This is a genomic window from Bordetella petrii (assembly GCF_020991325.1).
In the GTDB taxonomy this organism is placed as follows: domain Bacteria; phylum Pseudomonadota; class Gammaproteobacteria; order Burkholderiales; family Burkholderiaceae_B; genus Bordetella_A; species Bordetella_A petrii_E.
The window spans coordinates 29,331-52,977 of sequence record NZ_JAJMLX010000004.1; the positions used below are offsets into that span (position 1 = coordinate 29,331).

Here is a 23,647-nt window from a genome sequence, read left to right on the forward strand (position 1 = left end):
AATGAATACGCAAAGCGCAATCGAATCCAGCAAACCGGCATTGGCCGGCGCCATACTCTCCAAGGGCGGCCAGAGCTTGCCGGATCTGTGGCGCATTCAACACTCGAACGCCAACCTGTTCGCCCGCTTTGTCAGAACGGGACAGCCTCAACGGGCGGCAAGCATTTCGGCGCTGATTGGCGAAGGAGAGATAACCATCCGGCGGGAATTGCAATCTATTCCGGCAGCGTCCTGGGCAAGCCTGTGCGCGGCGGCTGGCTGGACGCATGTCGGCGCAGCATCGCTGTCCTGGTGCGACGGCGCCAGCGAGGAACAGATATGGCAGGCATGGACCGAGGCCTCGCCATCGGCGATGCCCTTCGAAGATGCCTTCTTCATCGCAGCCAGGTCGATGAACCCCGCGTTCCTGTTCGAAGGCCAGACCCTGTCGTCTTTCGTGCCCCATCTTTTGGTGGACAAGATCAAGGTGTGTGTATCGCTGGCAGCGCGTTGCGAGCAGGTGTCGATGGATTGCTCGCCGGCAGCGCTGCATGCCCTGCCCAAGGACTTTCAGCAGTTCCTGTCCCATCGGGAAATCAAGCTCGTCCAGACGGATGCCAGGCGCTGAGCGCCACTCCTGTCTGTATGGCCCAACCTGTTCCGGAGTATAGACACGATCATGCCAGCCGCAGGCAGACTCAACGATCAGGCCTCTGGCCATGATGGTGCGCCGCCGACGCCGTGTACCGGCGCCTCGCCCGATGTCAGCATCGACGGCCGCGGCGCCGTACGTGAAGGAGACCCCTTCGCGTCGCACGCCCGCCCGGACGAGTCCGATCATGCACGCAGCCTGGCGGCAGGCTCGAGCTCGGTGTTCATCAACGGCAAGCCCGCTGGCAGGATAGGCGATCCGATTTCATGCGGAGGCCAGATCGCGGAAGGCTCAGAGACCGTATTCATCGGCGGCTGAGCACGGCTTGCCGCAAGCGGCTGGCGAACAGGCCGCCCAGGGCCGCGACAAACTTTCCCTGTGCATGTCGATTTCCGCTCATCAGATTCGTCGTTGGTGTATTACCACCCCAAGGATCTCCCATGAAATATCTCGGCCTGGCCTATTTCACCCCCGAAAAATTCGCTGCGATGGCGCCGGATGACGTCAAGAAACTGGTGAGCCAATGTCCGGACTTGGATGAAAAAATGCGCGCGACCGGCAAGGTTCTGATTTCCGCGTCGCTTGGCGATCTCGAGAACTGGAGGACGCTCCGCCCGAACAATGGCAGGACTCGCATCACCGACGGGCCTTACACCGAGTCGAAGGAAGTGGTGGGCGGCCTGTTCATTATTGATGCGGACAGCCATGACGAGGCGTTGCGCATTGCATCCATGCACCCGGCCGCCACGCTGGGCGAAGAAGGTGGGTGGGCCGTCGAACTGATTCCCATGGATTTCTACCTGGCTCTATGAGGGTTCAACCCCGCTGGTGCAAAACCAGGTATGCCCCTCCGTCCGAAGAGGGGTGAATCCCCATCAACCAAAGGGCCGCCTCAGAAATTCACCGTCGCCGATAGCAGCAGCGAGCGCCCCTCGCTCACATTCAACGTACCGGCTCCCGGATACGTGGTCCAGAAACTCTTGTTGAACACGTTGCGCAGGTTGGCTCTCAGGGTAATCGGATACCCGGCCTGCTCCAGGACATAGCGTGCGCCAAGATCCATCGTGGTCCAGGGCTTGATGGACTGGGTGTTGGCGGCATCCACATATTGCCGGCTGGCATACATCACGCGGGAAGTCAGTGTCAGCCCGGTGGCAAAAGGCGTGTCCCATTCCACGCCCAGCGTGACGTGGTGGCGCGAGGTGCCGGGCGCCGTCTTGCCATTATTGACGCCGCCCGCGGTCTGGGTGAGTTTCGCGTCAAGCAGCATGTAGCCTCCCAGGACGCGCACGCCGCGCCATGGTTCGCCTGCCACGTTGAGTTCTATGCCGCGGTTACGCTGTTCGCCGTCGGCGTTCAATGTATTGGAAACTGGGTCGGCAATGGCGGACGCCTGTTCGATCTGGAATGCAGCCAGTGTCGTGCTCAGTTTTCCCCAATCGACCTTGACGCCGGCTTCGTACTGTTTCGACAGATACGGTTCCAGGACTTCGTTGGCGTTCGCGTAACTGGCGCCAACGACGGCGCCTTGCTGCATACCCTCGATATAGCTGCCGTATAACGACACGTATTCCGCCGGCTTGAACAGCATGCCCACCACGGGTGTATACGCTGTCTTGTCATAGCGTGACGTGCGCGCATTGGTGGCGATGTTGTAGTTGTCCGCCATGATCTTCTGCTTGCGCACGCCCAGCGTCAGTTGGGCGCGCTCGTCCAGGATGGACAGTGTGTCGGACAGCGCGTAGCCCGATAGCACCGTCCGGCTGATGCGGTTGCGTGACGGGGCGCTGGTGTCGGGTTTGTCCAGGAAGACGGGATCATAGATGTTGGAACTGATCGAACCCAGCGTTGTCGTCCCGGCGCTGGTGCGGTCTGCCTTGTAGCCATTCACGCTGAAGCTGACGTTATGCCGCACCGGCCCCGTATCCAGTTGCCCGCGCAGCCCGGCTTCGCCCACGGTGCGCTCGATGCCCGTGAAGTTCATGCGGGTGGTGCTGAGGAAATCTCCGTTTTCCTGCAACTGGGTGCCGAAATCCAGTACCTGTTTCCAGTCGGTGTTGCTGCGGCCGACGCTGGCGTATGCGGTCCATTTTTTATTGATATCGAATTCGCCGCGCAGCATACCGTAGGTGTCCTCGGTGTCGACGAAATTCCAGGGGGACATGAAGCTCTTGCCGGCCGATGGCGGGTTCGGAATGGGCTGCCCGACGGCGGGGGCGATGGTGCTGTTCGCGCGGTCGGTGCGCATATTCTGGTAGCCCACGTCCGCCGACACGCGAAACCGGTCGCCGCGATAATCCAGGCCCAGGGTAAAAGTGCCCAGCTGTTGCGATTGCTGGTCGACCGAGGTGTCGCCGTCCCGGTACATCGCGTTCAGGCGGATGCCGACGCGGTTCTCGGGCCCGAAGCGGCGGCCCAGGTCCAGGTGGCCGCCGAACTGCGAATCGGACAGGTAACTGGCCGTGAACGAGGTCAGGGGGGTGTCTGCCGCGCGCTTGGGTACCAGGTTAATGGCCCCTCCGGTGCCGCTGGGCGACATGCCGTTCAGGAACGCGGTGGGCCCCTTGATGATCTCGACGCGTTCGATGCCCGTCAAGGTGGTCTGGTTATTCGGCGCCAGGCCGAACAGGCCGTTGAAGCCGATCGATCCGTTGCCCAGCAGCAGCCCGCGCACCGTGAAGGTGTTGGCATAGCTGGCATTCGTCGGGTCGACATTCAAGATGGCCGGATCATTGGTGGCGATGTCGGCCACACTCTGCGCTTGCTGGTTCTCGATGGTTTGCACCGTATAGCTGTTCACCGAGAACGGTGTGTCCAGCATGTCCCGGTCGCCCAGCACGCCCATTCCGGCGCCGCGCGCCACCTGGCCTCCGGCATACGGCGCGGGCAGGTCCGGGCGGTCGCTGCTTGCGCCTACGACCGTGACGGCCGGCAGTTCCGCTGCCGCGCCTGTTTCGGGGCGTGCGCGCAATGAGTAACTGCCATCCGGACGCAGGACAGGTTCCAGTCGAGTGCCTGCCAGCAGCGCCGCCAATGCCTGCGGCACGCTGTAGCGGCCCTGCAAACCCGCTGTCTGTTTACCCGCCACCAGCGTGTGATCGAACGTCAGCAGAATCCCTGACTCGTTGCCGAAGCGCGCAAGGGCTTGCCCCAGATCGCCCGGAGGCAGGTTGTAGATAGCCTCGGCGGCTTGAGCATACGCTGGTGCCACCAACCACATTGCCGCCAGCCCCGGCACGCCCATGGCGAGCATATTCCGGTACGCGCGACGGACAAGGTGCCGCCCGACGGCGGTGCGGGTGGTGAAGAAGAGCGTTCTGTTCAGCTTGCGCAGGGCCATATCGGCGTCCTTGGTCAGGTAGAAAATGAGGCTTCTATCTGTAAGGCCGAACGAAAAACCCAAACAGCTCACTTTAATTGAAGAAAAGTGCAATCACGAACGGCGCGCACGCAGCGTAAGCCAATAATTCGTGTAACGATGCACGTCCACCGGTAGTTCATATTCCAGCGCGCGCAGGACTCGATCCGTGTCCCCGAGTGGAAATGTTCCCGAAACCTGCAGTTCAGCTATTTCGTCTTCACAGCCTAAATGGCCCCGCCGGTAGCGCGCCAGTTCATGCAGGAACTGGCGCAGGGGCATTGCCGTGGCCACCAGCATGTTGCGCGTCCATGTGGCGCTGGTTTCCTGGGCAGGGCCGGCAGGGGCAGCGCGCGTGCCGTCAAAGCGCACGCGGAAGCCGGCATGCACGACTTCCGCCGCGGAGCCGTTGCGCGTTGTGCGGACTTCCACCGCGCCCTCATAAACCTGCAGCTCGCTGTCATCGCCATGTTGCCGCACCAGGAAGCGTGTGCCCAGGGCTCGCAATGTCCCGTGGGCGGTGTCCACCAGGAATGGGCGGGCCTCAGGCAAGGCATCTGCCGCGGTCGTCACCAGCATTTCGCCGCGCAGCAGCACCAGCCTGCGTTCGGCCGCGCCATAGCGGATATCGACGGCGGTGTGGGTGTTCAGCACCACCAGTGAACCGTCTGGCAGCCTTATTCGGCGAATTTCGCCGACTCGCGTGGATTCGTCGGCGCGCCAGTCTGTCCACGGCGCCAGGCCGATGGTTGCCGCCCCTGTTCCGGTTACCCCAGCCAGCAACAATAGTGTCTTGATGGCCTGGCGCCGGCCGGCGCGCCGTGGCGTCAGTAGCGTGGCTTGAATCAGGGGTTCGGGAACGCCATGCAATTGCCCAGTTACCTGCTGCACGCGTTGCCATGCGCGTTCATGCTCCGGATCCGCCTGCCGCCAGTCCAGGCACGCCTGGCGCAGCGATGCGGTGGCCGACTCGGACTGCAAGTCGACCCACCATTGAGACGCGCGGCGCACAAGGCCGGGGTCCAGGGCCGGGCAAGGGGTCGATGCCATGTCTGCCTTGGCTACGTTACGGAAGCAGGCAGCATTGGGTAAGCCCCCGCACGATATGGCGTTTTACGGTGGACACCGAGATTTGCAGCTCGGTGGCGATACGTTCGTGTGTCCATCCGCTAAGCTGCGACAGCAGGAAAGCCCGGCGCACCGCCGATGGTAATTGGTCTAGCAGTGCGTCCAGGGCGCTTAGCGCTTCCAACTGAAGCGCCCGCGTTTCCGGAGAGGGCTGCAAGGGTTCGGGAAGCTGCTGCAACGCCTCTAGATAGCGCTGTTCCAGGCGCTGGCGCCTGCGAAAGTCATACACCAATCCATTGGCAATGGTCGCCAGGTACGAGCGCGGTTCCCGGATAGGGATAACTTCGCTTTTGCTCAGGATCCGGACAAACGTGTCCTGGGCCAAGTCTGCCGCATGGTGCACGCATCCCAGCTTGCTGCGCAGCCACTTTTGCAGCCAGAGGTGATTCTCTGCGTACAGATCCTCGATAGCGTGGCTAGGGGATAGCGGGCCTGCGGGCATGGCTGCGTGGGAGATGGATGAAAATGTTAATAATAACCATTTTCATGACCGTGAGGGGTATCAACGTTGCGGAAGCCTCCACTCCCTCTCTACCTGCTCCACCATTCCCCTTGCCACCGGCGTTTGTTCCCGTTCCTTCAAAGTCACCAACCCCAGCACCCGGCTGACCTTCGGCCGCACCAGCGGCCTGACCACCAACCCCAGGCTCAACGCATCCGCCAGGGTTCCCTCGGGCACGATGCCTATCCCCACGCCCTTGGCCACGAATTGCATCATGGTGGTGAACTGGGTCACCGTAATGGTGTGCGCCAGGTTCAGGCCGGCGGTGACCGCCGTTGCATCGATCAGCCTTCTCGTGCGCGAATCCGATGGCAGCGACACCATCTGCTCATTCTTCAGCGCGCTCCAGGCCACTTGCCGCTGCTGCTCCAGCCTATGCCCCTTCGGCAGCACCACATGGAAATACTGCGTGCTCAAGGGCGTTTGTGTGAAGATCGAGGCGATGTCATCCAGGTAGGTCAGCCCAATATCCGCCACGCCCGACCTGACGCTCTCGATCACGTTGCCGTGCACGCCTTCGTAGACATGGATACTTACGCCCGGATGGTCGCGCTTGTACCGCGCGACGATGGCGGGCAGCACGGTGCAGGCCACCGACATCACCGATGCGATCACCACCTGGCCGCGTTGCTCGGCGGACCTTCCCTGTACTGCCTTCAGGTAGATCTGCATGTCGTTCAGCACGCGCTCGGCCAGGGCCACGAATTCCTTGCCGGCATCGGTGATCTCCACGCTGCGCGTGGTGCGGTTGAAAAGCGTCAGCCCTATCTGCCGCTCCACGCGCTGCACGGTGCGGGTCAGCACGGGCTGGGAAATTTCCAGTGCAATGGCCGCGGCGTTGAAGCTGCCGTAGTCGGCCACGGTTTTCACGGCTAGCAGTTCCTTGGCGCTCAGGTCTGGCTGGTCTGGATGGATCATGGCGATGGCCTGCAAGAACACAATTGAACGAAAGACGGCCGAGGCCGCGGCGCATTCTATTTATGTGATTTTGGCAATTATTTAAGTCAATAGATTCAGATTGGAAATAATACGCGCAATCTCTAAGATCGGCTCATCCCCTTGAAGGAGCACAAGAGATGAGCGCAGCCATGCAGGAAAACCAGGTCGATGCCGGCATCGACCTGGTCGAGTACTACTACGAAAAGGGCTTCAGCGACGGCTTGCCGGTGGTGCCGCCGACGCAGGAGAAAATCGACGCCGTCATACAGGTACTGGGCGGCGATCCGGATTTCGTGGAATGCAAGGTGGCGCCGCGCTGGGGCGAGCTGACGCGCGAGGTGCTGGCCATCAATATGGTCATGGCGGGCTGCAAGCCGGAATACGCGCCGGTGGTGCGGGCGGCGATGCTGGCGCTGACGGACGCGGCGTTCAATTTGAACGGGGTACAGGCCACCACGCACGTGGCGTCGCCGCTGATCGTGGTGAATGGGCCCATTGCCAAGGCGCTGGGTATGAATGGCGGGGCGAATGCCTTTGGTTCGGGCAACCGCGCCAACGCAACCATCGGCCGCGCGGTGCGCTTGATGATGCTGAACGTGGGCGGCGCCTGGCCGGGGGATCTGGACAAGAGCACGCTGGGGCATCCCGGCAAGTACACCTATTGCGTGGCCGAGAACGAGGCGCAAAGCCCGCTGGCGCCGTATCACGTGGAGCACGGCTACAAGCCGGACGATTCGACGGTGTTCGTCATCGCGGCCGAGGCGCCGCACAGCGCCACCAACCATGTATCGAACGACCCGGAAGGGATCCTGGACACGATTTGCTCGGCGATGAGCACCATTGCGTCTAACACGGCGGTGCTGGGCGGGCACATGGCGGTGGCGCTGGGGCTGGAGCATGCCAAGACCATTGCCCAGCACGGCTGGAACCGGGCCGACATCCGCAATTACATTTTCATGAACCACGGCAACCGGTTCATCGACCTGGCTTACGGGCATCGCTACGGCAAGGTCTACAACCGCAATCTGCCCAAGTGGTACAAGCGCGAAGACGACACGCGTATTCCGATCATCCACAGCCCGGACAACATCCACTTGTTCGTGATGGGTGGCGAGGCGGGACGGTTCTCGGCGGTGATTCCAGGCTGGGGGCACATGAGCACGCCGGTATTGCGGCCGGTGAATGTGGCCGTTGCGCCGGAAGGCCCGGATTGTTCCAGCGGCACTTGCTCACTTTGATCGGGAGACGACCATGTTGATGAAAACAGAAAACGGCCAGGTGCGTGTGTACGACCCCCGCGGGGTGATCCGCTCGGTGGCGCAACCCACGGCCAAGCGGCGCGCCAGCCTGGACGGGCTGCGCCTGGGGGTGCTGGACAATTCCAAGTGGAACGCCAACAAGCTGCTGCGCGGTTCCATCGAGGCGCTGGGCAAAGAGATCGACTTCGCGGCGGTGAACTACTACGTGAAGCACAGTTTCTCGAAAGACGCCGCACCGGAACTGATCGAGCAGATCATCGCGGAGAACGACATCGTGTTGACGGCCATCGGCGACTGCGGGTCGTGCACGTCGGGCTGCCTGCGCGACGCGATCGCGCTGGAACAGCAGGGTGTGCCCACGGCAGTGATCGTGACCACCGAGTTCGTGAAAGAAACGGTGCTGACGCGCGAGGCCCTGGGCATGCACGAACTGGAGCCCATCATCATCGCGCACCCGGTCAGTTCGATCACCATGGAAGAGGTGGCGCACCGGGTGTCGCAGATTCTGCCGCAGGCGCAGGCGGTGTGGACGGGTTCGCAAGGCGGGGCCGCGCAGGAATACTTGAAGTCCCATCGAACGCCCGATTGATCATGGGCGCGCTATCCGGATTGCGGGTGCTGGATCTTTCACGTGTGCTGGCGGGGCCGTGGTGCGCGCAGACGCTGGCGGACATGGGCGCCCAGGTGGTGAAGGTGGAGCGCACCGGCGCGGGCGACGACACGCGCGCCTGGGGGCCGCCCTGGCGCGATGCGCCATCGGGCGGCGAGCGGGATTCAGCGTACTTTCTTAGCGCCAATCGCAACAAGCAGTCGGTGGCGGTGGATTTTTCGCGGCCGGCGGGGGCGGATCTGGTGCGCCGGATGGCGGCCCGGTGCGATGTGCTGATCGAGAATTTCAAGGTGGGCAGCCTGGCGCGCCACGGGCTGGGGTATGAAGACCTGGCGCCCTTGAATCCGCGCCTGGTGTATTGCTCGATCACGGGTTTCGGCCAGCAGGGGCCTTATGCGCAGCGCGCGGGATACGACTTCCTGATCCAGGGCATGGGCGGGCTGATGAGCATTACCGGCGTTCCCGATGGCCTGCCGGGCGCGGGGCCGCAGAAGGTGGGGGTGGCGCTCACCGATCTGCTGACAGGCATGTACGCGGCCACGGGCATCCTGGCGGCGGTGATGGAAAGCCGCGCCACGGGCCAGGGCCAGCATCTGGATGTGTCGCTGCTGGATGTGCAGATCGCCAGCCTGGCGAACCAGGCCATGAATTATCTGGTGGGCGGCAAGGCGCCGGGGCGGCTGGGCAACGCGCATCCCAACATCGTGCCTTACCAGGATTTCCGTACGCGCGATGGCTACCTGATCCTGGCGGTGGGCAACGACCTGCAGTTCCGGCGGTTTTGCCAGGTATGCGGGCAGGCGGAATGGGCGGACGATGCCCGCTACGCGACCAACCCGGCGCGCATCGAGCACCGCGACGAGCTGGTCGGCGGGATAGCTCAGGTGATTGCGCAGCGGGACACGGCGCACTGGATCCAGGCCCTGGAGGCGGCGGGCGTGCCGTGCGGGCCGATCAACACCATCGAACAGGCGTTCGCGGATGCCCATGTGGTGCATCGGCAGGCGCGGGGCTCCATCGCGTCTGCGCACAAGGGCAATGTGCCCACGGTGGCCAGCCCGATACGCCTGTCGCGCACGCCAGTGGAATATCGCCACGCGCCGCCGGGGCTGGGGCAGGATACGCGGCAAGTGCTGGGCGAGTGGCTGGCCATGGAGCCGGCGGACATCGACCGGCTGATGGAACAGGGGGTGGTGGCAGGCAGCCAGGGCCAGGCACCCGCTGGGGCGGCATAACGCCGCGACACGACAAGCAAATCCTTCAAAGGAGCGAGACATGAAAGCCATGACATTCGCGGCGGGCCTGCTGCTGGGCTGGGCGGCCGTTGTGCAGGCGGGGCCGGCCTCGAGCGCGCCTGCGTATCCGGACAAGCCGATCACCATCGTGGTGCCCTTTCCGGCGGGCGGGCCGACAGACATCGTGGCGCGCGTGGTGGGGCAGAAACTGTCCGAAGACCTGGGCCAGACGGTGGTCATCGACAACAAGCCCGGCGCCAGCAGCGTGATCGGCGCCAGCCAGGTGGCGCGCGCTTCGGCAGACGGCTATACCTTGCTGCTGAATTATTCGGGCCATGTCATCAATCCTTATCTGAAGACGAACCTGCCTTTCGACCCGTTGAAGGATTTCGTGCCGGTGGTGGGGCTGGCGTCCACGCCGCAGATACTGGTGGTGTCGCCCAAGGTGAAGGCGAAGTCGCTGGCGGAACTGGTCCAGCAGGCCAAGGCGTCGCAGGAGCCGCTGACGTTCGCGTCGTCCAGCGTGGGCGCGCCCAGTCACCTGGCGGGGGAGCTGTTCGGCCAGTTGGCGGGGGTGCGCCTGATGCATGTGCCGTACCGGGGCAGCGCGCCGGCGCTGACGGATCTGGTGGGCGGGCAGGTGGACATGATGTTCGACAGCGCTCCGTCGTCCATTAATTTCGTGCGCTCGGGCAAGTTGCGGGCGCTGGGGGTGACGTCCACGGCGCGTTCGGCGGTGGCGCCGGAACTGCCGACCCTGGACGAGTCCGGATTGAAGGGCTTCGCCATTACCACGTGGTACGGGGTGTGGGCGCCGGCCGGCACGCCTGCGGCCATTGTGTCCCGGTTGAACCAGGCCCTGAACCAGGTGCTGGCGGATCCGGGCGTGAAAGACAAGCTGTTGCAGGCGGGAGCGGACCCGCTGGGCGGCACGCAGGAAAGTTTCGCGGCGTTCTGCCAGTCCGAGTCGGAACGGTATGGCGCCATCGTGAAGGCCGCGCACATTCAGCCGCAGGCCTGACAACAGGGGAAAAACGCGTGGGCAAGCATGCCAAAGTCTTGATTCTGGGTTCGGGGCCGGCCGGTTACAGCGCCGCCGTCTATGCGGCGCGGGCCAACCTGCGGCCGGTGCTGGTTACGGGCATGGCCCAGGGCGGGCAGTTGATGACGACGACGGACGTCGAGAACTGGCCCGGCCATGGCGAAGGCATACCGGGGCCCGAATTGATGCAGCGCCTGCAAGCCCATGCCGAACGCCTGGATACCGAGATCATCCTGGACCACATCGTCCAGGTCGATGTGTCGGGGCGGCCATTCGTTCTGAAGGGCGATGGCGGGGCCGTGTATACCTGCGATGCACTGATCATTGCCACCGGCGCGGCGGCCCAGTACCTGGGCCTGCCGTCCGAACAGGCGTTCATGGGGCGCGGCGTGTCGGGCTGCGCGGTGTGCGATGGGTTCTTCTATCGCAACAAGGATGTGGCGGTGGTGGGCGGCGGCAATACGGCGGTGGAAGAAGCGCTGTACCTGGCCGGCCTGTGCCGCAGCGTGACGCTGGTGCACCGGCGCGACAAGTTCCGCGCCGAGCCTGTCCTGGTGGACCGGTTGATGGCGCAGCAGGCGGCGGGCACGGTCCGGCTGAAGGTGTTCCACGAATTGGACGAGGTATTGGGGGATGCGTCGGGCGTGACCGGCGTGCGCTTGCGCCACACGCAGACGGAAGCGCGGGAATCGCTGGATGTCGACGGGGTGTTCATTGCCATCGGGCACCGGCCGAACACCGGCATTTTCGAAGGCCAGTTGGCCATGCGGGATGGATATCTCCAGACCCAGGGCGGCGCGCAGGGGTTTGCCACGCAGACGTCCGTGCCCGGGGTTTTTGCCGCCGGGGATGTGCAGGACCATGTGTACCGGCAGGCCATCACCAGCGCGGGAACGGGGTGCATGGCGGCGCTGGATGCCCAGCGCTGGCTGGAAGCGTTGGCCGATACCGCACCACCCATCACCGGATAAGATATCGCGTTCGTCGCCAAGATCCGGTAGCACTGGCATGACCCAAGCAGGAACCACGGCACATCAAACCCCATTCAACCTGCCGGCACTTTTTTCGGTGCTGCTGGGCGTGGCCGTCATCACCCTGGACATTTCGCTGACCAGCACCGCGGTGCCGGCCATCGCCCAGGGAATCGGTTCGACCGCCGCAAGCACGATATGGATCATCAATATCTACTACCTGGCCGTGATCGCGGCGCTGCTGCCATTGGCCGCGCTGGGCGAGATCTACGGCCATCGGCGGGTGTTCCTGGCGGGGCTGGCCGTCTTCGCCCTGGGTTCCCTGGCTAGCGGGCTGGCATCTTCCCTGCCGACCTTGATGGCGGGCAGGGGCTTGCTGGGGCTGGGGTCGGCGGCGATATCGGCGACGACCCCGGCGCTGATCAAGCACTTGTATCCGGCGGCGAAGCTGGGGCGCGGGCTGGGCCTGTACGCGATGATCGTCGGCATTGCATTTGCCTTGGGGCCCACGGCCGCTTCGGCCATTCTGTCGGCGGTGGAATGGCGTTGGCTATTCCTGTTGAATGCTCCCGTGGCATTGCTGGCGGTTGTGCTGGCCTTCAAGCGGCTGCCTCCCACCGAGCGCAATGTCCGGTCTTTTGATGCGGTTTCCGCGCTGCTTTGCGCCGGGATGTTCGCGTGCCTGTTGTACGGCATTGCCGGCATGGCGCATTTGGGATGGCGGCATGTGATTCCGGCCTTCATCGCCGCCGCGGCATGCGCGTACTGGCTGCGGCGGCGTGAATCGGGGCTGGCCGCGCCCATTCTTGCCGTCGATCTGTTCCGTATCCGGCTGTTCACGCTGTCGTCGGCCACCGCCGTCTGTGCGTTCGCCATCCAGGGCCTGGTATTCGTGGTGCTGCCCTTTCTGTTCCAGTTCAAGCTGGGTTATAGCCAGGTGGAAGCCGGGTTCCTGATAACGCCGTGGCCGGTTACGCTGGCCATCATGACCTTGGTGGCCGCGCCGCTTTCCGAGCGGATCACTCCCGGTGTCCTGGGAGGCCTGGGGCTGCTTATCGTCGCGGCGGGCCTGGTGTCGCTGGCCACCATACCGGACGCCGCGGGCCCCTTCGATATCGCGTGGCGCCTGGTGCTGTGCGGGGTGGGGTTCGGGTTCTTCCAGTCTCCCAACATGGTGGCCATGATGAGCAGCGCGCCGCGTGACCGCAGCGGAGGCGCGGGCGGGATCCTGGCTGCTTCCCGCCTGCTGGGGCAATCGGTGGGCGCGGCGGCGGTGGCTTTTTGTCTGTCGGCGTGGCCGGAAGAGGGAATCGAAGCCGCGATATGGTTCGGCACGATCCTGGCGGTAGTGGGCAGCAGCATCAGCCTGTCGCGCGTCCTGCCTTTCGCGCGAAGGCCGTAGCGTTCCCGGGCAAGGCCAAGGCCACGGCGTGCCTGTGCAGCGGGTGCGGGCTGGCGAAGAATACTAGCAGGAACTCTGATTGACGTATCCACGCTCACCGGTTACACCGTGACGAGGTATACGCAGCATCGACCTGACCGCATCAAAGAAAAAGTGCTTCGCAGTAGCAGTCGCAGCGCAACATCAAAAATGCCAGGAGACAAGATGACTACTTCAATACGACGTTTCGCGTTCCTGCTGTGTGTGTGCCTGGGGTTGGCCCAGGCCGCGGCGGCCGAGAATATCTCGATCGCCACTGGCGGTACCGGGGGTGTTTATTACCCGATAGGCGGCGGCATTGCGTCGATGCTATCGAAAAAGGTGCCCGGCATGGAGGCCACCGCCGAGGTTACCGGCGGGTCGGTGGACAACCTGAAGCTGATCGACGGCGATGTTTCCTATATCGGGCTGACCATGTCCGATGCCGCGACGGATGCCTTCAAGGGCGAAGGAAAATTCAAGGGCAAGAAGGTGCCTTTGCGCACCCTGATGATTCTGTATCCGAACCGGATGCACGTGGTAACGGTGGAAGGGCGCGGCATCGAGAAAATGGCCGATCTGAAGGGCAAGCGCATTTCCACCGGATCGCCCGGCAGCGCGACCGAGGTCATGGCCTTTCGGATGCTGGAGGCGGCCGGGCTGGACAAAGACGACGATGTCGAGCGCGAGCGGCTGGGCGTTGCCGAATCAGTAAACGCCATGAAGGACAACAAGATCGACGCCTTCTTCTGGGTGGGCGGCCTGCCCACCGCGGCCGTGACAGATCTTGCCAATACGCCGGGCACGAAGATAAAAATGATCGATAACGCGGACCTGGTCGCGGCCATGAACAAGAAGTACGGAAATCTGTACGTGGAAGACACGATTCCGAAGGCCACGTACCGCGGCATGGAGCAGGACAACAAGCAGGCCACGGTCATGAACATTCTGGTTGCCAACGAAAAGATGAGCGACCAGACCGCGTACAACATCGTCAAGACCATCTTCGAAAGCCGCGACGAACTGATCGCGGTGCACAAGGACACGGCGGAATTCAAGCTGGAAAAGCAGAAGGCCACGGCCTCGCCGATTCCGTTCCACCCGGGCGCCATCAAGTATTTCACCGAGAAAGGCGTCAAGCTCGATTGATCCGGGTTTCATCATGCCCCAACCCGCGCGGTTGGGGCATGGCGCGGCTCGCCAACGACAACGCCAAGGCACGCAGATGCCGGACTCATCTCGGGGAAATCCAGTATGAACCTACCTGCCGAACCGACTTCCACGGCCGTCGTCAGCGACGAGGCCTTGCGCAAGGCCGAGCAGTACATCGAAGAAGAAGAGGGCGCGGCCAACAGAATGGACGGCTGGCGCGGCATATTCCTGGCCGCCGCGGCGGTGGTCATGTCGCTGTTCCACCTGTATTCCGCCTATGCCATCGTGCCGACGCAGACGCTGCGCCCCATACACGTGGCATTCGTGCTGTTCCTGTCGTTTCTGATGTTTCCGGTCTGCAAGCGGCTGCGGCACCGCATCATGTGGTGGGACTGGGCGGCCGCGCTGATGGCGATTGCCGTGGCGGTGTACCTGATCGTGGGCGGCGACGATTTCACCGACCGCAACACCAGCCCCAATACCTGGGACATCGTGTTCGGCGTGGCGCTGATCCTGATGGTGCTGGAGTGCATGCGCCGCACCATAGGATGGATACTGCCCGTTATCTCGATTTGCTTCCTGGCGTATGCGGTACTGGGCGAATACCTGCCGCACCCCTGGACGCACAAGGGCTACGGCGTCGACCGTATCGTCGGTTTCATGTACATGACGCTGGAGGGCATATATGGCGTGGCGGTGGATGTGTCGTCGTCGCTGATCATCCTGTTCACCATCTTTGGGGCATTCCTGCAGCATTCCGGCGCCGGCAAGTTCTATATCGATTTTTCGTTTTCGGCCATGGGCGGCAAGCCTGCCGGCGCGGGGCGCACGGTGGTGCTGGCGTCGTTCCTGCTCGGCGGGCCGTCCGGGTCGGGCGTGGCCACCACCGTTACGCTGGGCACGGTAGCGTGGCCGATGCTGGCCAAGGTGGGCTACGAACGCAACGCCGCCGGGGGGCTGCTGGCGGCGGGCGGCCTGGGCGCGATCATTTCCCCGCCGGTCATGGGCGCGGCGGCGTTCATCATTGCTGAATTCTTGAAGATGTCGTACCTGGACGTGCTGCTGATGGCGGTGATCCCGACCGCGCTGTTTTATCTTGCGCTGTTCCTGATGGTAGAGATAGATGTGCGCAAGTACGGCATGAGCAACATCGTGTTCGAGAAGGTGGACACGGTGTGGAACCTGACGCGGCATTATTGGTTCCACTTCCTGTCGCTGATCTCTATCGTGGCGTTCATGATGTTGGGGTTTTCGCCTGTGCTGTCGGTGTTCTGGGCCATTGTCGTGGCCTTCCTGGCCAGCTTCCTGCGCGCCGACACGGCCATGATTTCCTATGACCTGTTTCGCGGCAGGGGGACGGTATCGAGGCTTTTCTTCCAGTCGCCATTGATCCAGGCGCTGAAAGCCGGGTCGGTCGGTATGCTGGGGGTAGGCGCCACCTGCGCGGGCGCCGGCATTATCGTGGGCGTGGTGACGCTGACGGGCCTGGGCCTGAAGTTCAGCGGCATCGTCATCGACTACGCGGGCGGCTCGCTGTTGCTGACGGCCATCTATACGGCACTGGTGGTATGGGTAATAGGGCTGGCGGTTCCGGTCACGGCCTCGTACATTATTTGCGCCGTGATTGCCGCGCCCGCGCTGATCAAGCTGGGCGTGCCCGACTTTGCCGCGCACATGTTCATTTTCTACTACGCGGTGCTGTCGGAAGTGTCGCCGCCCACCGCGTTGTCGCCGTTCGCGGCGTCGGCGATTACCGGCGGAGACCCCTACAAGACCACCATGCAATGCTGGAAGTACACCATGCCGGCATTCCTGGTGCCGTTCATTTTCGTGCTGGACCCCACCGGCCAAGGGTTGTTGCTGATGGGCTCGACCAAGGCGCTGGCGGCGGCGAACTGGTGGTCGATTGCGGAAGTGACCGTCACGGCCGCCGCGGGCATCTTTGCGCTGGCGGTGGGCTTCCAGGGGTGGCTGCTGGCGCGCGCCTCGGTGTTCGAGCGCATCGTGTTCTGCATTGCGGGATTCGCCCTGGTGTATCCGGGCGCGATGGTCGATGTCGCGGGGTTCGGCCTGGTGCTGATTGCGCTGGCTTTCCACTGGTGGCGCGGCCGAGCGTCCCGTCCGACCGCGGCTTGATTACTTCAACGGCGCAAAATACCGCGAATCCAGCATCACCCGCCGCGCGATGCCAACCAGTGCCTCGACCCCTTCCGACCGGGAGGCGTTGCGGTATGCGGCGCAGATCTGCAGCGGCCGGAATGGCGACTGCTGCCGGTAGCTTACGACGGAACCGCGTTGTATTTCGTTGCGCAAGATGCAGGTGGGCAGCACGCCTATTCCCACGCCCGCGGTGACCAGCCGCGCCAGCATGGCCAGGCTGTTGCAGGTGCTGACCCTCAGCGCCACGCCGCCTTCCTTGTCCCACCAGTTGGCCATCATCTCGTATAGCGGCGATGGCTCGGGCATGCACAGAATGGTGGATTCAGACAGGGCCAGCGGGTCGACCAGCGGGGTGGGCAGCTGGGTGGCGCGGCTGCCCATCCAGGCCACAGGTGCCAGGGCCAGGGGTTCGACCTGGGTGTTGGCCAGGTGGCCCGGATCGGCCAGTATGGCCAGGTCCAACTGATTGCTGGCCAGCCCGTCCAGCAGCACAAAGCTATTGCTGACGGTAAGTTCCACTTTCAGGCGCGGGTAGCGTTCACCCAGCAGGGTGATGATGCGGGGCAGCACGGCGATGGCGACGGTCTCGGACGATCCCACCCGCAGCGTGCCCTGTAGCGGGTCGCCGGTGCGCAGCCGGGTTTCCAGTTCATCCAGCAGCTTCAACACTTCGTCGGTGTAGTGCAGGGCCACCGCGCCTTCGGCGTTCAGCTTGGCGGCTCGCCCGTCGCGTTCGAATAGCTTGGTGCCCAGCGCATCTTCCAGTTCACGCACGCGCAGCGACACGGTGGGCTGGGTGATGTTCATGTGCCGCGCGGCGGCCTGGAACGAGCCCAGTTTGGCGATGGCCGCCAGCGCTTCGATCTGTGCCAGGGAATATCGACGCATCAGTATTTCCTATGCATTTCGCCGAAAAAGTTTAATTAGTTTAATAGGCGGCGCGTTGCTAGGATACCCATATCCGGCTTCTTACGGAGACAACGATGACAAAGACCAAGCGGTTGCGGGATGCGATTCATGCGCCGGAAATATTGGTGCAGCTGGGCGTGTTCGATGGGTTCAGCACGCGCCTGGTAGAGCATATGGGCTACACCAGCGCGTTCATCACGGGCAGCGGGGTCAGTGAAACCCGCCTGGGCCAGGTGGACGTGGGCATCATGGGCATGGAAGAGAACGTGGCCGCGGTGCGCAGCATTGCGGCATGTTCCGATCTTGCGTTATTGGCGGATGCGGATACCGGCTACGGCAATGCGGTGAACGTGTATCACACGGTGCGCGCGTTCGAGCAGGCGGGCGCGGCGGGCATCATGCTGGAAGACCAGGTGTGGCCCAAGCGCTGCGGCCATATGCGCGGCAAGGAAGTCATTCCGCAGGACGAGATGGTGCAGAAGCTGCGCGCCGCGTGCGAGGCGCGCGCCGACCAGGATTTCGTGATCAAGTCGCGCACCGACACACTGGCCACCCACGGCCTGGACGAGGTCATCCGGCGCCTGAATGCCTACGCAGAGGCGGGAGCCGACCTGCTGTTCGCCGATGCGCTGCTGGATGCCGAACAGATCCGCACGGTGGCGGCCAATGTCCCCAAGCCGCTGTGCGTGAACATGGGTTTCGGGATACGCCAGCGTTCGACCACGCCGCTATTGTCGGCCGCGCAGTTGCAGGACCTGGGGGTGGCGGTGGTGATTTACCCGCGCCTGCTCACGGCCTGCGCCCTGGCCGGCATGAAGAAAGGCTTGGAGATTCTGGGCCAGTCGCTGGCCAGCGGGAAGCCCGAGGACCGCCCCGACGCGGCGCTGAGTTTCGAAGAACTGAACGACATCATGGGCATGGCGGAAGTGAAGGACCTGGAAGAGCGGTTTCTTACCGATGCCCAGAAGGCCGCCAAGTACGGGCGCGGGCCGGTGGGTGCCGTGCATGCCGCCGCGGGAGCGGCGCATGGGTAGTCCGGCCAATGCGCCTTTCGCACTGCCTTCGGGATCGGTCGATTGCCATGCGCACGTGATCAAGAAGCAGGTGCAGTTGGTCAGCGACAGGCATTCGCAGCCGGCCCGCGATGCCACCATGCAGGACTATCTGGACACGCTCACGGCGCATGGGGTGGCGTACGGCTTGCTGACGGCCCCCAGCTTCTATGGCGCCAATAACCAGGTGCTGCTGGAGGCACTGCAGGCGTCCGGGGGCCGGTTGCGGGGTACCGCGATCGTGGAGCCCGATGTCAGTGAAGCATCGCTGGCCGGCATGCAGGCGCAAGGCGTATGCGGCATCCGCCTGAACTGGGTGAAGCGGCAGACATTGCCGGACATCCGATCCAGCGAATACCAGGGCCTGCTGGCGAAGGCGCGGAACCTGGGGCTGCATATCGAGCTGTATCTGGAAGGCGAACACTTGCCGCCGGTTCTTGCCGCCATTAATGCCAGCGGCGCGCGCGCGGTGGTTGATCATTTCGGCAACCCGGGCGGCAGCGATGGGATACAAAGCGCGGGGTTCCTGGCCCTGCTGGATGCGCTGCAGGCGGGCAATACCTGGGTGAAGCTGTCGGCGCCGTTCCGCCTGCGCGGCAGCCGTGCGCCGGCGTTGGCGGAAAAAATCATCCAGCAATCGAACGGCGAGCGCGCGGTGTGGGCAACGGATTGGCCCTGGGTGGGCCATGAAGACAAGATCACCTACCGGCAGTGCATCGAGTCGCTGTTCGAATGCGTGCCGGATGAGCAGATGCGCAACCGGGTCCTGACAAAGAACGCCTACGAAGCGTTCGGATTCGGCGCATAGCAAGGCGGGCCCTGCCGGGCCCGCCGATTTTTCAGTATCCACCAAGTGGGTTAGGAGACAACATTATGAGAAAGCATAAGCTTCTGGGCGCGGCGCTGTTTGCGGCACTGACGGGTCTGGCCAATGTATCGGCGGCCAGCGATGTGGTGAAAATGATCATCCCCACCGCTCCAGGGGGCGGCACCGACTCGCTGTTCCGCGCAATTGCGCGCTACGCCGAACCTTACCTGGACGCCACGTTGGTGGTGCAGAACGCAGGGGGCGCGGGCGGCGCCATCGGAGTGGGCCAGCTGGCGCGCGCCAAGCCCGACGGCCTGACGATGGCGGGGGTATGGATGGGGCCGATTACCGTGGCGCCGCATTCCATCGACACCACTTACGGGCTGGATGATTACATACCGGTAATCCAGCTGGATGCCGCGCCTTACGTGCTGTGCGTGCGCAGTGATTTTCCAGCGAATAACGGCAAAGAGCTGCTGGACCAGTTGAAGGCCAAGCCCGGGCATTACACCTTCGGCACCGACGGTGTGGCCGGCCCCGGCCAACTGGCCGCCGAGCGCGTGTTCCAGGCGTTTGGGGTGAAGGCGCGCGATATTCCCTACCGGGGCGCGGGGGAAACCATGCCGGCCCTGCTGGGTAAGGTGGTGGATATTTACGTGGGCTCGGTGCCGCCGGCTGCCGGGTTGGACAAGAAGGGCGACATCAAGTGCCTGCTGGCCACCGGGGCCGACCCGGTCAAGGCCCTGCCGCGCGCCACCACCCTGACAGAACTCGGCATTCCCGAAAAAGAAACGCTGCTGTGGCATGGCATCGTGGTGCCCGCGGGCACGCCGGACGCGGCCGTGGAGCGCATTGCCGATGCCTTCGAAAAAGCCGCCGATTCGCCGGAGATGGCCAAGTTCTTTGAAACCGCCGGAGTGGAAAAGAAGATTCTGCGGCGCAAGGAATTCACCCAGCACATCCGCAAGGAATACGCGGAGCTGGGCGACCTGGTCAAAACCCTGGGCCTTAAGAAGCAATGATGAACCCCGCTTCCGTCCCGGTACGACAGCGCGTGCTCGTGACCGGGGCGGCGCGCGGCATCGGCCTGGCCATTGCCCGCGCATTTGCAGCCGACGGCGCACGGGTTGCGGTATGCGACAACGACCAAGACGCGCTGGCACCGCTTTCGGAGAGCGATCCTGGCTTGATCGGGTTTCAGGCGGACGTTGCGGACCCAGCCTCGGTGGCGGCGCTGTTCTCGCGGGCGGGCCTGGCGCTGGGCGGGCTGGACGTGCTGGTCAATAACGCCGCCGTCACGGGGCCTTTCGGTCCGGTCGACGAGAATGATCCCGTCGAATGGAGCCGGGCAGTCTCGGTCAACCTGGTCGGCCAGTTCAATTGCGCTCACTTTGGGGTGCCGCTGCTGAAGGCGGCCGGGGGCGGCAGCCTGGTGAACATGTCGTCCGTGGCGGGGCGGCTGGGCTATCCCTTGCGCAGCAGCTACGCCGCGTCCAAGTGGGGCATTGTCGGGCTGACCCAAACACTGGCGATGGAGCTGGGCGAATACGGCATACGGGTGAACGCCATTCTGCCCGGCATTGTGGATACGGAACGGCACCGCGTCCAGCTTGCCGCGCAGGCCGTGCGCCTGGGGATCAGCGAAGATGCCATGAACGCACGCTATCTGGACACGATCTCGCTGGGTGAGAAAGCCAGCGAAGAGGAAATCGCAGATCTGGTGCTATTCATTGCATCGCCGCGCGGCCGGCACATCAGCGGGCAGTCGCTGGGCGTGTGCGGGAACGTGGAGACGATGCGGCGGCGGTGAAGCGCGCGGCTTCTATCACCACCTTCCCCCGGCCCCGCCGCCGCCGCTGGAACCTCCGCCAAAGCTGCCTCCGGAACTGCTGCTGCCCCCGCCGCCGCCCGAGCTGCTGGAACTGGATTTGCTTTGCAGCTTGGCCAAGGCCACCATGCCCAGCGATAGGGTGTAGTCGCAGAAGGCGCATTCCTGCATGCGCTCGCCCACGCCTTCCTGGCTGCGGGTGGCGCGCTTGCGCACCTTGATGTCCGGTTTCTGCAGGGTTTGCCCATGGCACTGGGGGCAAACGCTGTAGCGCTTGGTGTTTTCACCGGGGAAATCGATGAGCTGGACACGGCCCGCGGCCTTGTCCAGCCAGATTTCATACGATCTGGCGCCCAGTTTTTCTTCGCGCATCTGCAGTTCCGTCAGGTACCGCTTCACGTCGGCGCGCTTGATGCTGTCGCGATTGACCCGCGACCAGTTGCCAGGCGCGGCGGGGGGGATTTCCCGCAGGCGGGCATTCTTGCGGTGCCTGGCCAAGTTGTAATAGGCCTTGTAGGCCACCGGCGACAACAGCAGCGGCACCAGGCTCAGGCGCGCGTACGCCACTAGCATGTCCAGGCCGGTTTTCCGGTCGCGGGTGCTTTTCTTCAGGTACTGGCTGCAGCCGTGGTAGTGGAACAGCAGCAGCAGCGTGCCGAACGCGGCAATGAAGTAGGGCAGGTTCTTGAACCGGTAGACCTGGTCGACCACTTCCAGGAAAACGAACACGAACAGGGTCAGAAACAACAGGAATAGGTAGGTGAACAGGGCAAACCAGAATGAATGCGACTTGTATGGGGTGCGCCGGGCTTTGTACTTTTTCAGTACGCGCCTGCGCGCCATGGTCATCCAGCCCATGGCGAAGCCATACAGTGCCAGCACGGACAGGCCTTGTTCTAGCGTGGCGGCGTGACGGTTCCAGAAGGTGGGCCGATAGGCCTGCAGATTGGCCAACTCAAGCTGATGCGTGGGCGACAGGAACACGCTTTGCACCGCCTTGGCGGCGGCCAGCACGGCCATGTCGGTGTTGCCGGCCTTCAGGTGAGGCACGAGGTAGGTTTCGCCTATCTGCTTCAGTAGGGCATCGGGGAAGATGCCTTCAACGCCGTAGCCGCTGATGTACCGGTATTCGCGCCTGTCCATGCTCAGGAACAGCAGCAGCCCGTTGTCGCTGCCTTGCTTGCCTATGCCCCAGTGGTTGAACAGGTCCAGCGCGAAATCGAAGTCGCTGTCGCCCTGGTAGTCGTTGACCACCACCACGGCGAACTCGCTGCCGTTGGCCTGTTCGATGGCGGCGCTGATGGCGTCCAGCTGGGCGCGGGTGTCGCTGGCCAGGTTGCCGTCGGGATCGCTGACGTAATGCGCGTTGCCCTGGTTTTTGGGGTTGGGCACGGATTCGACGGAGTGCTGCGCATGGCTGGCCAGGCACAGCAGCAGGCCGGCCAGCGCGGCAAACAGCAGGACAAGCCGCCTGTGCATGGCGCGGGACGGGGCGGAAAAGGCGGGAAGGCCGGGAGCCGCCGGCATCAAGCCTTCCCCGAGCGCTTGCCGAAGCCGGGCATGATCATGGTAATGACGCGGTCGATCTGGGCCTGGTCCAGTTCATAAGCGGGCGAGTCGGGCAAGGCCTGCCCGGGTTCGCGGCCCAGCAATTCGAAGCGGCGCGAAAGAGGATCCAGGTTGGCCAGCATGTGGATGGCGGAGCCGCGCGCGAACTCGTAGTGCCAGATGGCCTCTTCGCGGGTGAGGCCGGGAAAGGCCTTGGCGATGGCGTCGACGAAACGGCGCGGCACGTGCTGGTTCAGGCCGAAGGTGTCGTAGCCGGCGCGGGTGTCGATGCGCATCTGGAACACGCTGCGTACATACAGGCTGCCGCCGTCGGCCGAGCGCGACATGGTCAGTATGGGTTCGATCAGTGCGGCCAGGATGCTGCGGGGCTTCAGGGGCTTGCCCTTGGCCCGGAGTTCCAGCGCGTCGAGCCGGGCCAGGCGTTCCTGGTTGACGTTGCCGGTGATTTCGCGATGGGCCAGGTCGACCAGGCCGTCTTTGGACTGGAAGTAATAGTTCACCGCCGCGCCGTTGGCGCCCGACGCCGCAGTGATGTCGCGCACGGTGGTGCCGTTGGGGCCCTTGCGCGCCACCAGTTCTTTGGCGGCGGCCAGGATGGCCTGGCGGCGGGGACTGTTGCGCGTGTCGCTGTCTTCGAGTGCTGGCATCGTGCCCTGCGGCGTAATGGTGGGCCCGCCGGTTGCGGGTTTTCACGGACGAAATACGGCTTGCGTCCGCACGATACCCGACATCATAATTAAAACAATCATTTCAAACTGATGTTTTATACAAATATATGACTTTGGTCAGTAATACATTCGCCGGCCTGGCATCGCTGTCGGCGGCCGACGCCAGCCGCGGGCTGGAGGCGGGCGAATGGCAGTCGGTCGATTTGCTGCAGGCGGTATTCGAACGTATCCGGGCGGTTGACGGGGTTATTCATTCGTATCTGCGCCACGATCGCGACGCGGCCATGGCGGCGGCGCGGGCGGCGGACACGCGTGCCCGGGCAGGACGGCGCCTGGGGCCCCTGGACGGCATTCCGTTCGCCGTCAAAGACAACATCTATACGGCGGGGCTGCCCACCACGGCGGC

General features: G+C 63.7%; 23 protein-coding genes. 16 read left to right on the forward strand and 7 right to left on the reverse strand.

What is annotated here, in order from left to right; translation table 11 throughout:
• The first annotated feature begins 1 nt into the window (after position 1).
• The 3 genes from LPZ50_RS01085 (at position 2) to LPZ50_RS01095 (ending at position 1,443) form a co-directional block, all read left to right on the forward strand.
• Positions 2–607, forward strand: a complete 606-nt coding sequence (locus tag LPZ50_RS01085) for a hypothetical protein (RefSeq protein WP_230656641.1) — start codon at positions 2–4, stop codon at positions 605–607.
• A 51-nt stretch (positions 608–658) separates the two neighbouring features.
• Positions 659–949 (forward strand): PAAR domain-containing protein, encoded by a 291-nt coding sequence (locus LPZ50_RS01090; RefSeq protein ID WP_230656643.1) that lies wholly within the window; start codon positions 659–661, stop codon positions 947–949.
• A 122-nt stretch (positions 950–1,071) separates the two neighbouring features.
• Complete coding sequence (locus tag LPZ50_RS01095) at positions 1,072–1,443, forward strand: YciI family protein (RefSeq protein WP_230656645.1); 372 nt, start codon at positions 1,072–1,074, stop codon at positions 1,441–1,443.
• An 80-nt stretch (positions 1,444–1,523) separates the two neighbouring features.
• Here LPZ50_RS01095 and LPZ50_RS01100 read toward each other — a convergent pair whose 3' ends face one another.
• The 4 genes from LPZ50_RS01100 to LPZ50_RS01115 form a co-directional block, all read right to left on the reverse strand.
• The gene (locus LPZ50_RS01100) at positions 1,524–3,971 is read right to left on the reverse strand and encodes a TonB-dependent receptor (protein WP_230656647.1); all 2,448 of its coding nucleotides are present in this window, start codon (positions 3,969–3,971) and stop codon (positions 1,524–1,526) included.
• Positions 3,972–4,064: 93 nt separating this feature from the next.
• Complete coding sequence (locus LPZ50_RS01105; RefSeq protein WP_230656649.1) at positions 4,065–5,039, reverse strand: FecR domain-containing protein; 975 nt, start codon at positions 5,037–5,039, stop codon at positions 4,065–4,067.
• Between the two features lie 16 nt (positions 5,040–5,055).
• Positions 5,056–5,559: a sigma-70 family RNA polymerase sigma factor gene (locus LPZ50_RS01110; protein ID WP_230656651.1), complete on the reverse strand. Its 504-nt coding sequence runs from the start codon at positions 5,557–5,559 to the stop codon at positions 5,056–5,058.
• A 60-nt stretch (positions 5,560–5,619) separates the two neighbouring features.
• Positions 5,620–6,537 carry a LysR family transcriptional regulator gene (locus LPZ50_RS01115; protein WP_230656653.1) on the reverse strand — a complete coding sequence of 306 codons (918 nt, stop codon included), beginning with the start codon at positions 6,535–6,537 and terminating at the stop codon, positions 5,620–5,622.
• A 158-nt stretch (positions 6,538–6,695) separates the two neighbouring features.
• Here LPZ50_RS01115 and LPZ50_RS01120 point away from each other — a divergent pair, with 158 nt between their 5' ends.
• From LPZ50_RS01120 to LPZ50_RS01155, 8 genes are all read left to right on the forward strand, one after another.
• Positions 6,696–7,796 carry a hypothetical protein gene (locus LPZ50_RS01120; RefSeq protein ID WP_230656655.1) on the forward strand — a complete coding sequence of 367 codons (1,101 nt, stop codon included), beginning with the start codon at positions 6,696–6,698 and terminating at the stop codon, positions 7,794–7,796.
• A gap of 13 nt (positions 7,797–7,809) precedes the next feature.
• A complete protein-coding gene (locus LPZ50_RS01125) occupies positions 7,810–8,406 on the forward strand; it encodes a UGSC family (seleno)protein (protein WP_230656657.1) in 597 nt (198 codons plus the stop codon).
• Between the two features lie 2 nt (positions 8,407–8,408).
• Positions 8,409–9,662: a CaiB/BaiF CoA transferase family protein gene (locus LPZ50_RS01130; RefSeq protein WP_230656659.1), complete on the forward strand. Its 1,254-nt coding sequence runs from the start codon at positions 8,409–8,411 to the stop codon at positions 9,660–9,662.
• Between the two features lie 40 nt (positions 9,663–9,702).
• Positions 9,703–10,683 carry a Bug family tripartite tricarboxylate transporter substrate binding protein gene (locus tag LPZ50_RS01135; protein ID WP_230656661.1) on the forward strand — a complete coding sequence of 327 codons (981 nt, stop codon included), beginning with the start codon at positions 9,703–9,705 and terminating at the stop codon, positions 10,681–10,683.
• A gap of 17 nt (positions 10,684–10,700) precedes the next feature.
• Positions 10,701–11,675, forward strand: coding sequence for a thioredoxin-disulfide reductase (gene trxB / locus LPZ50_RS01140; RefSeq protein WP_230656663.1), 975 nt, complete (start codon positions 10,701–10,703; stop codon positions 11,673–11,675).
• A gap of 37 nt (positions 11,676–11,712) precedes the next feature.
• Positions 11,713–13,077, forward strand: coding sequence for an MFS transporter (locus LPZ50_RS01145; protein ID WP_230656665.1), 1,365 nt, complete (start codon positions 11,713–11,715; stop codon positions 13,075–13,077).
• Between the two features lie 204 nt (positions 13,078–13,281).
• Complete coding sequence (locus LPZ50_RS01150; protein WP_230656667.1) at positions 13,282–14,244, forward strand: TAXI family TRAP transporter solute-binding subunit; 963 nt, start codon at positions 13,282–13,284, stop codon at positions 14,242–14,244.
• A 105-nt stretch (positions 14,245–14,349) separates the two neighbouring features.
• The gene (locus LPZ50_RS01155; RefSeq protein ID WP_230656668.1) at positions 14,350–16,383 is read left to right on the forward strand and encodes a TRAP transporter permease; all 2,034 of its coding nucleotides are present in this window, start codon (positions 14,350–14,352) and stop codon (positions 16,381–16,383) included.
• Here LPZ50_RS01155 and LPZ50_RS01160 read toward each other — a convergent pair whose 3' ends face one another.
• Positions 16,384–17,295 (reverse strand): LysR family transcriptional regulator, encoded by a 912-nt coding sequence (locus LPZ50_RS01160; protein ID WP_230656670.1) that lies wholly within the window; start codon positions 17,293–17,295, stop codon positions 16,384–16,386.
• Between the two features lie 95 nt (positions 17,296–17,390).
• On the opposite strand from LPZ50_RS01160, the gene LPZ50_RS01165 reads away from it, so the two are divergent.
• The 4 genes from LPZ50_RS01165 (at position 17,391) to LPZ50_RS01180 (ending at position 20,986) form a co-directional block, all read left to right on the forward strand.
• Positions 17,391–18,350, forward strand: coding sequence for an isocitrate lyase/PEP mutase family protein (locus tag LPZ50_RS01165; protein WP_230656672.1), 960 nt, complete (start codon positions 17,391–17,393; stop codon positions 18,348–18,350).
• Positions 18,343–19,176 carry an amidohydrolase family protein gene (locus LPZ50_RS01170; protein ID WP_230656674.1) on the forward strand — a complete coding sequence of 278 codons (834 nt, stop codon included), beginning with the start codon at positions 18,343–18,345 and terminating at the stop codon, positions 19,174–19,176. Before LPZ50_RS01165 ends, LPZ50_RS01170 begins: the two co-directional genes overlap by 8 nt.
• A 65-nt stretch (positions 19,177–19,241) precedes the next feature.
• Complete coding sequence (locus tag LPZ50_RS01175; RefSeq protein WP_230656676.1) at positions 19,242–20,198, forward strand: tripartite tricarboxylate transporter substrate binding protein; 957 nt, start codon at positions 19,242–19,244, stop codon at positions 20,196–20,198.
• Complete coding sequence (locus LPZ50_RS01180; protein ID WP_230656678.1) at positions 20,195–20,986, forward strand: SDR family oxidoreductase; 792 nt, start codon at positions 20,195–20,197, stop codon at positions 20,984–20,986. The genes LPZ50_RS01175 and LPZ50_RS01180 overlap by 4 nt, the downstream gene beginning before the upstream one ends.
• Positions 20,987–21,001: 15 nt before the next feature.
• Here the strand turns inward: LPZ50_RS01180 and LPZ50_RS01185 are convergent, their stop codons facing one another.
• Both LPZ50_RS01185 and LPZ50_RS01190 read right to left on the reverse strand, forming a co-directional pair.
• Entirely contained in the window at positions 21,002–22,483 is a 1,482-nt protein-coding gene (locus LPZ50_RS01185) for a TPM domain-containing protein (RefSeq protein WP_230656680.1), read from the reverse strand.
• A 47-nt stretch (positions 22,484–22,530) separates the two neighbouring features.
• Positions 22,531–23,220, reverse strand: a complete 690-nt coding sequence (locus LPZ50_RS01190; protein ID WP_230656682.1) for a TetR/AcrR family transcriptional regulator — start codon at positions 23,218–23,220, stop codon at positions 22,531–22,533.
• A 128-nt stretch (positions 23,221–23,348) separates the two neighbouring features.
• Between LPZ50_RS01190 and LPZ50_RS01195 the strand changes: the two genes are divergently transcribed.
• Positions 23,349–23,647, forward strand: a 299-nt coding sequence (locus tag LPZ50_RS01195; protein ID WP_268903117.1) for an amidase family protein, incomplete at its 3' end; no start/stop codon positions are given.

What these genes read in the sequence shown, in the direction of transcription:
- LPZ50_RS01110 (WP_230656651.1), bottom strand. Translation starts at nt 5,559, where the DNA reads ATGCCCGCAGGCCCGCTATCCCCTAGCCACGCTATCGAGGATCTGTAC.
- LPZ50_RS01085 (WP_230656641.1), top strand. Translation starts at nt 2, where the DNA reads ATGAATACGCAAAGCGCAATCGAATCCAGCAAACCGGCATTGGCCGGC.
- LPZ50_RS01185 (WP_230656680.1), bottom strand. Translation starts at nt 22,483, where the DNA reads ATGCACAGGCGGCTTGTCCTGCTGTTTGCCGCGCTGGCCGGCCTGCTG.
- LPZ50_RS01120 (WP_230656655.1), top strand. Translation starts at nt 6,696, where the DNA reads ATGAGCGCAGCCATGCAGGAAAACCAGGTCGATGCCGGCATCGACCTG.
- LPZ50_RS01175 (WP_230656676.1), top strand. Translation starts at nt 19,242, where the DNA reads ATGAGAAAGCATAAGCTTCTGGGCGCGGCGCTGTTTGCGGCACTGACG.
- LPZ50_RS01190 (WP_230656682.1), bottom strand. Translation starts at nt 23,220, where the DNA reads ATGCCAGCACTCGAAGACAGCGACACGCGCAACAGTCCCCGCCGCCAG.
- LPZ50_RS01165 (WP_230656672.1), top strand. Translation starts at nt 17,391, where the DNA reads ATGACAAAGACCAAGCGGTTGCGGGATGCGATTCATGCGCCGGAAATA.
- LPZ50_RS01090 (WP_230656643.1), top strand. Translation starts at nt 659, where the DNA reads ATGCCAGCCGCAGGCAGACTCAACGATCAGGCCTCTGGCCATGATGGT.
- LPZ50_RS01105 (WP_230656649.1), bottom strand. Translation starts at nt 5,039, where the DNA reads ATGGCATCGACCCCTTGCCCGGCCCTGGACCCCGGCCTTGTGCGCCGC.
- LPZ50_RS01130 (WP_230656659.1), top strand. Translation starts at nt 8,409, where the DNA reads ATGGGCGCGCTATCCGGATTGCGGGTGCTGGATCTTTCACGTGTGCTG.
- LPZ50_RS01115 (WP_230656653.1), bottom strand. Translation starts at nt 6,537, where the DNA reads ATGATCCATCCAGACCAGCCAGACCTGAGCGCCAAGGAACTGCTAGCC.
- LPZ50_RS01160 (WP_230656670.1), bottom strand. Translation starts at nt 17,295, where the DNA reads ATGCGTCGATATTCCCTGGCACAGATCGAAGCGCTGGCGGCCATCGCC.
- LPZ50_RS01150 (WP_230656667.1), top strand. Translation starts at nt 13,282, where the DNA reads ATGACTACTTCAATACGACGTTTCGCGTTCCTGCTGTGTGTGTGCCTG.
- LPZ50_RS01170 (WP_230656674.1), top strand. Translation starts at nt 18,343, where the DNA reads ATGGGTAGTCCGGCCAATGCGCCTTTCGCACTGCCTTCGGGATCGGTC.
- LPZ50_RS01155 (WP_230656668.1), top strand. Translation starts at nt 14,350, where the DNA reads ATGAACCTACCTGCCGAACCGACTTCCACGGCCGTCGTCAGCGACGAG.
- LPZ50_RS01100 (WP_230656647.1), bottom strand. Translation starts at nt 3,971, where the DNA reads ATGGCCCTGCGCAAGCTGAACAGAACGCTCTTCTTCACCACCCGCACC.
- LPZ50_RS01135 (WP_230656661.1), top strand. Translation starts at nt 9,703, where the DNA reads ATGAAAGCCATGACATTCGCGGCGGGCCTGCTGCTGGGCTGGGCGGCC.
- LPZ50_RS01145 (WP_230656665.1), top strand. Translation starts at nt 11,713, where the DNA reads ATGACCCAAGCAGGAACCACGGCACATCAAACCCCATTCAACCTGCCG.
- LPZ50_RS01180 (WP_230656678.1), top strand. Translation starts at nt 20,195, where the DNA reads ATGATGAACCCCGCTTCCGTCCCGGTACGACAGCGCGTGCTCGTGACC.
- LPZ50_RS01125 (WP_230656657.1), top strand. Translation starts at nt 7,810, where the DNA reads ATGTTGATGAAAACAGAAAACGGCCAGGTGCGTGTGTACGACCCCCGC.
- LPZ50_RS01095 (WP_230656645.1), top strand. Translation starts at nt 1,072, where the DNA reads ATGAAATATCTCGGCCTGGCCTATTTCACCCCCGAAAAATTCGCTGCG.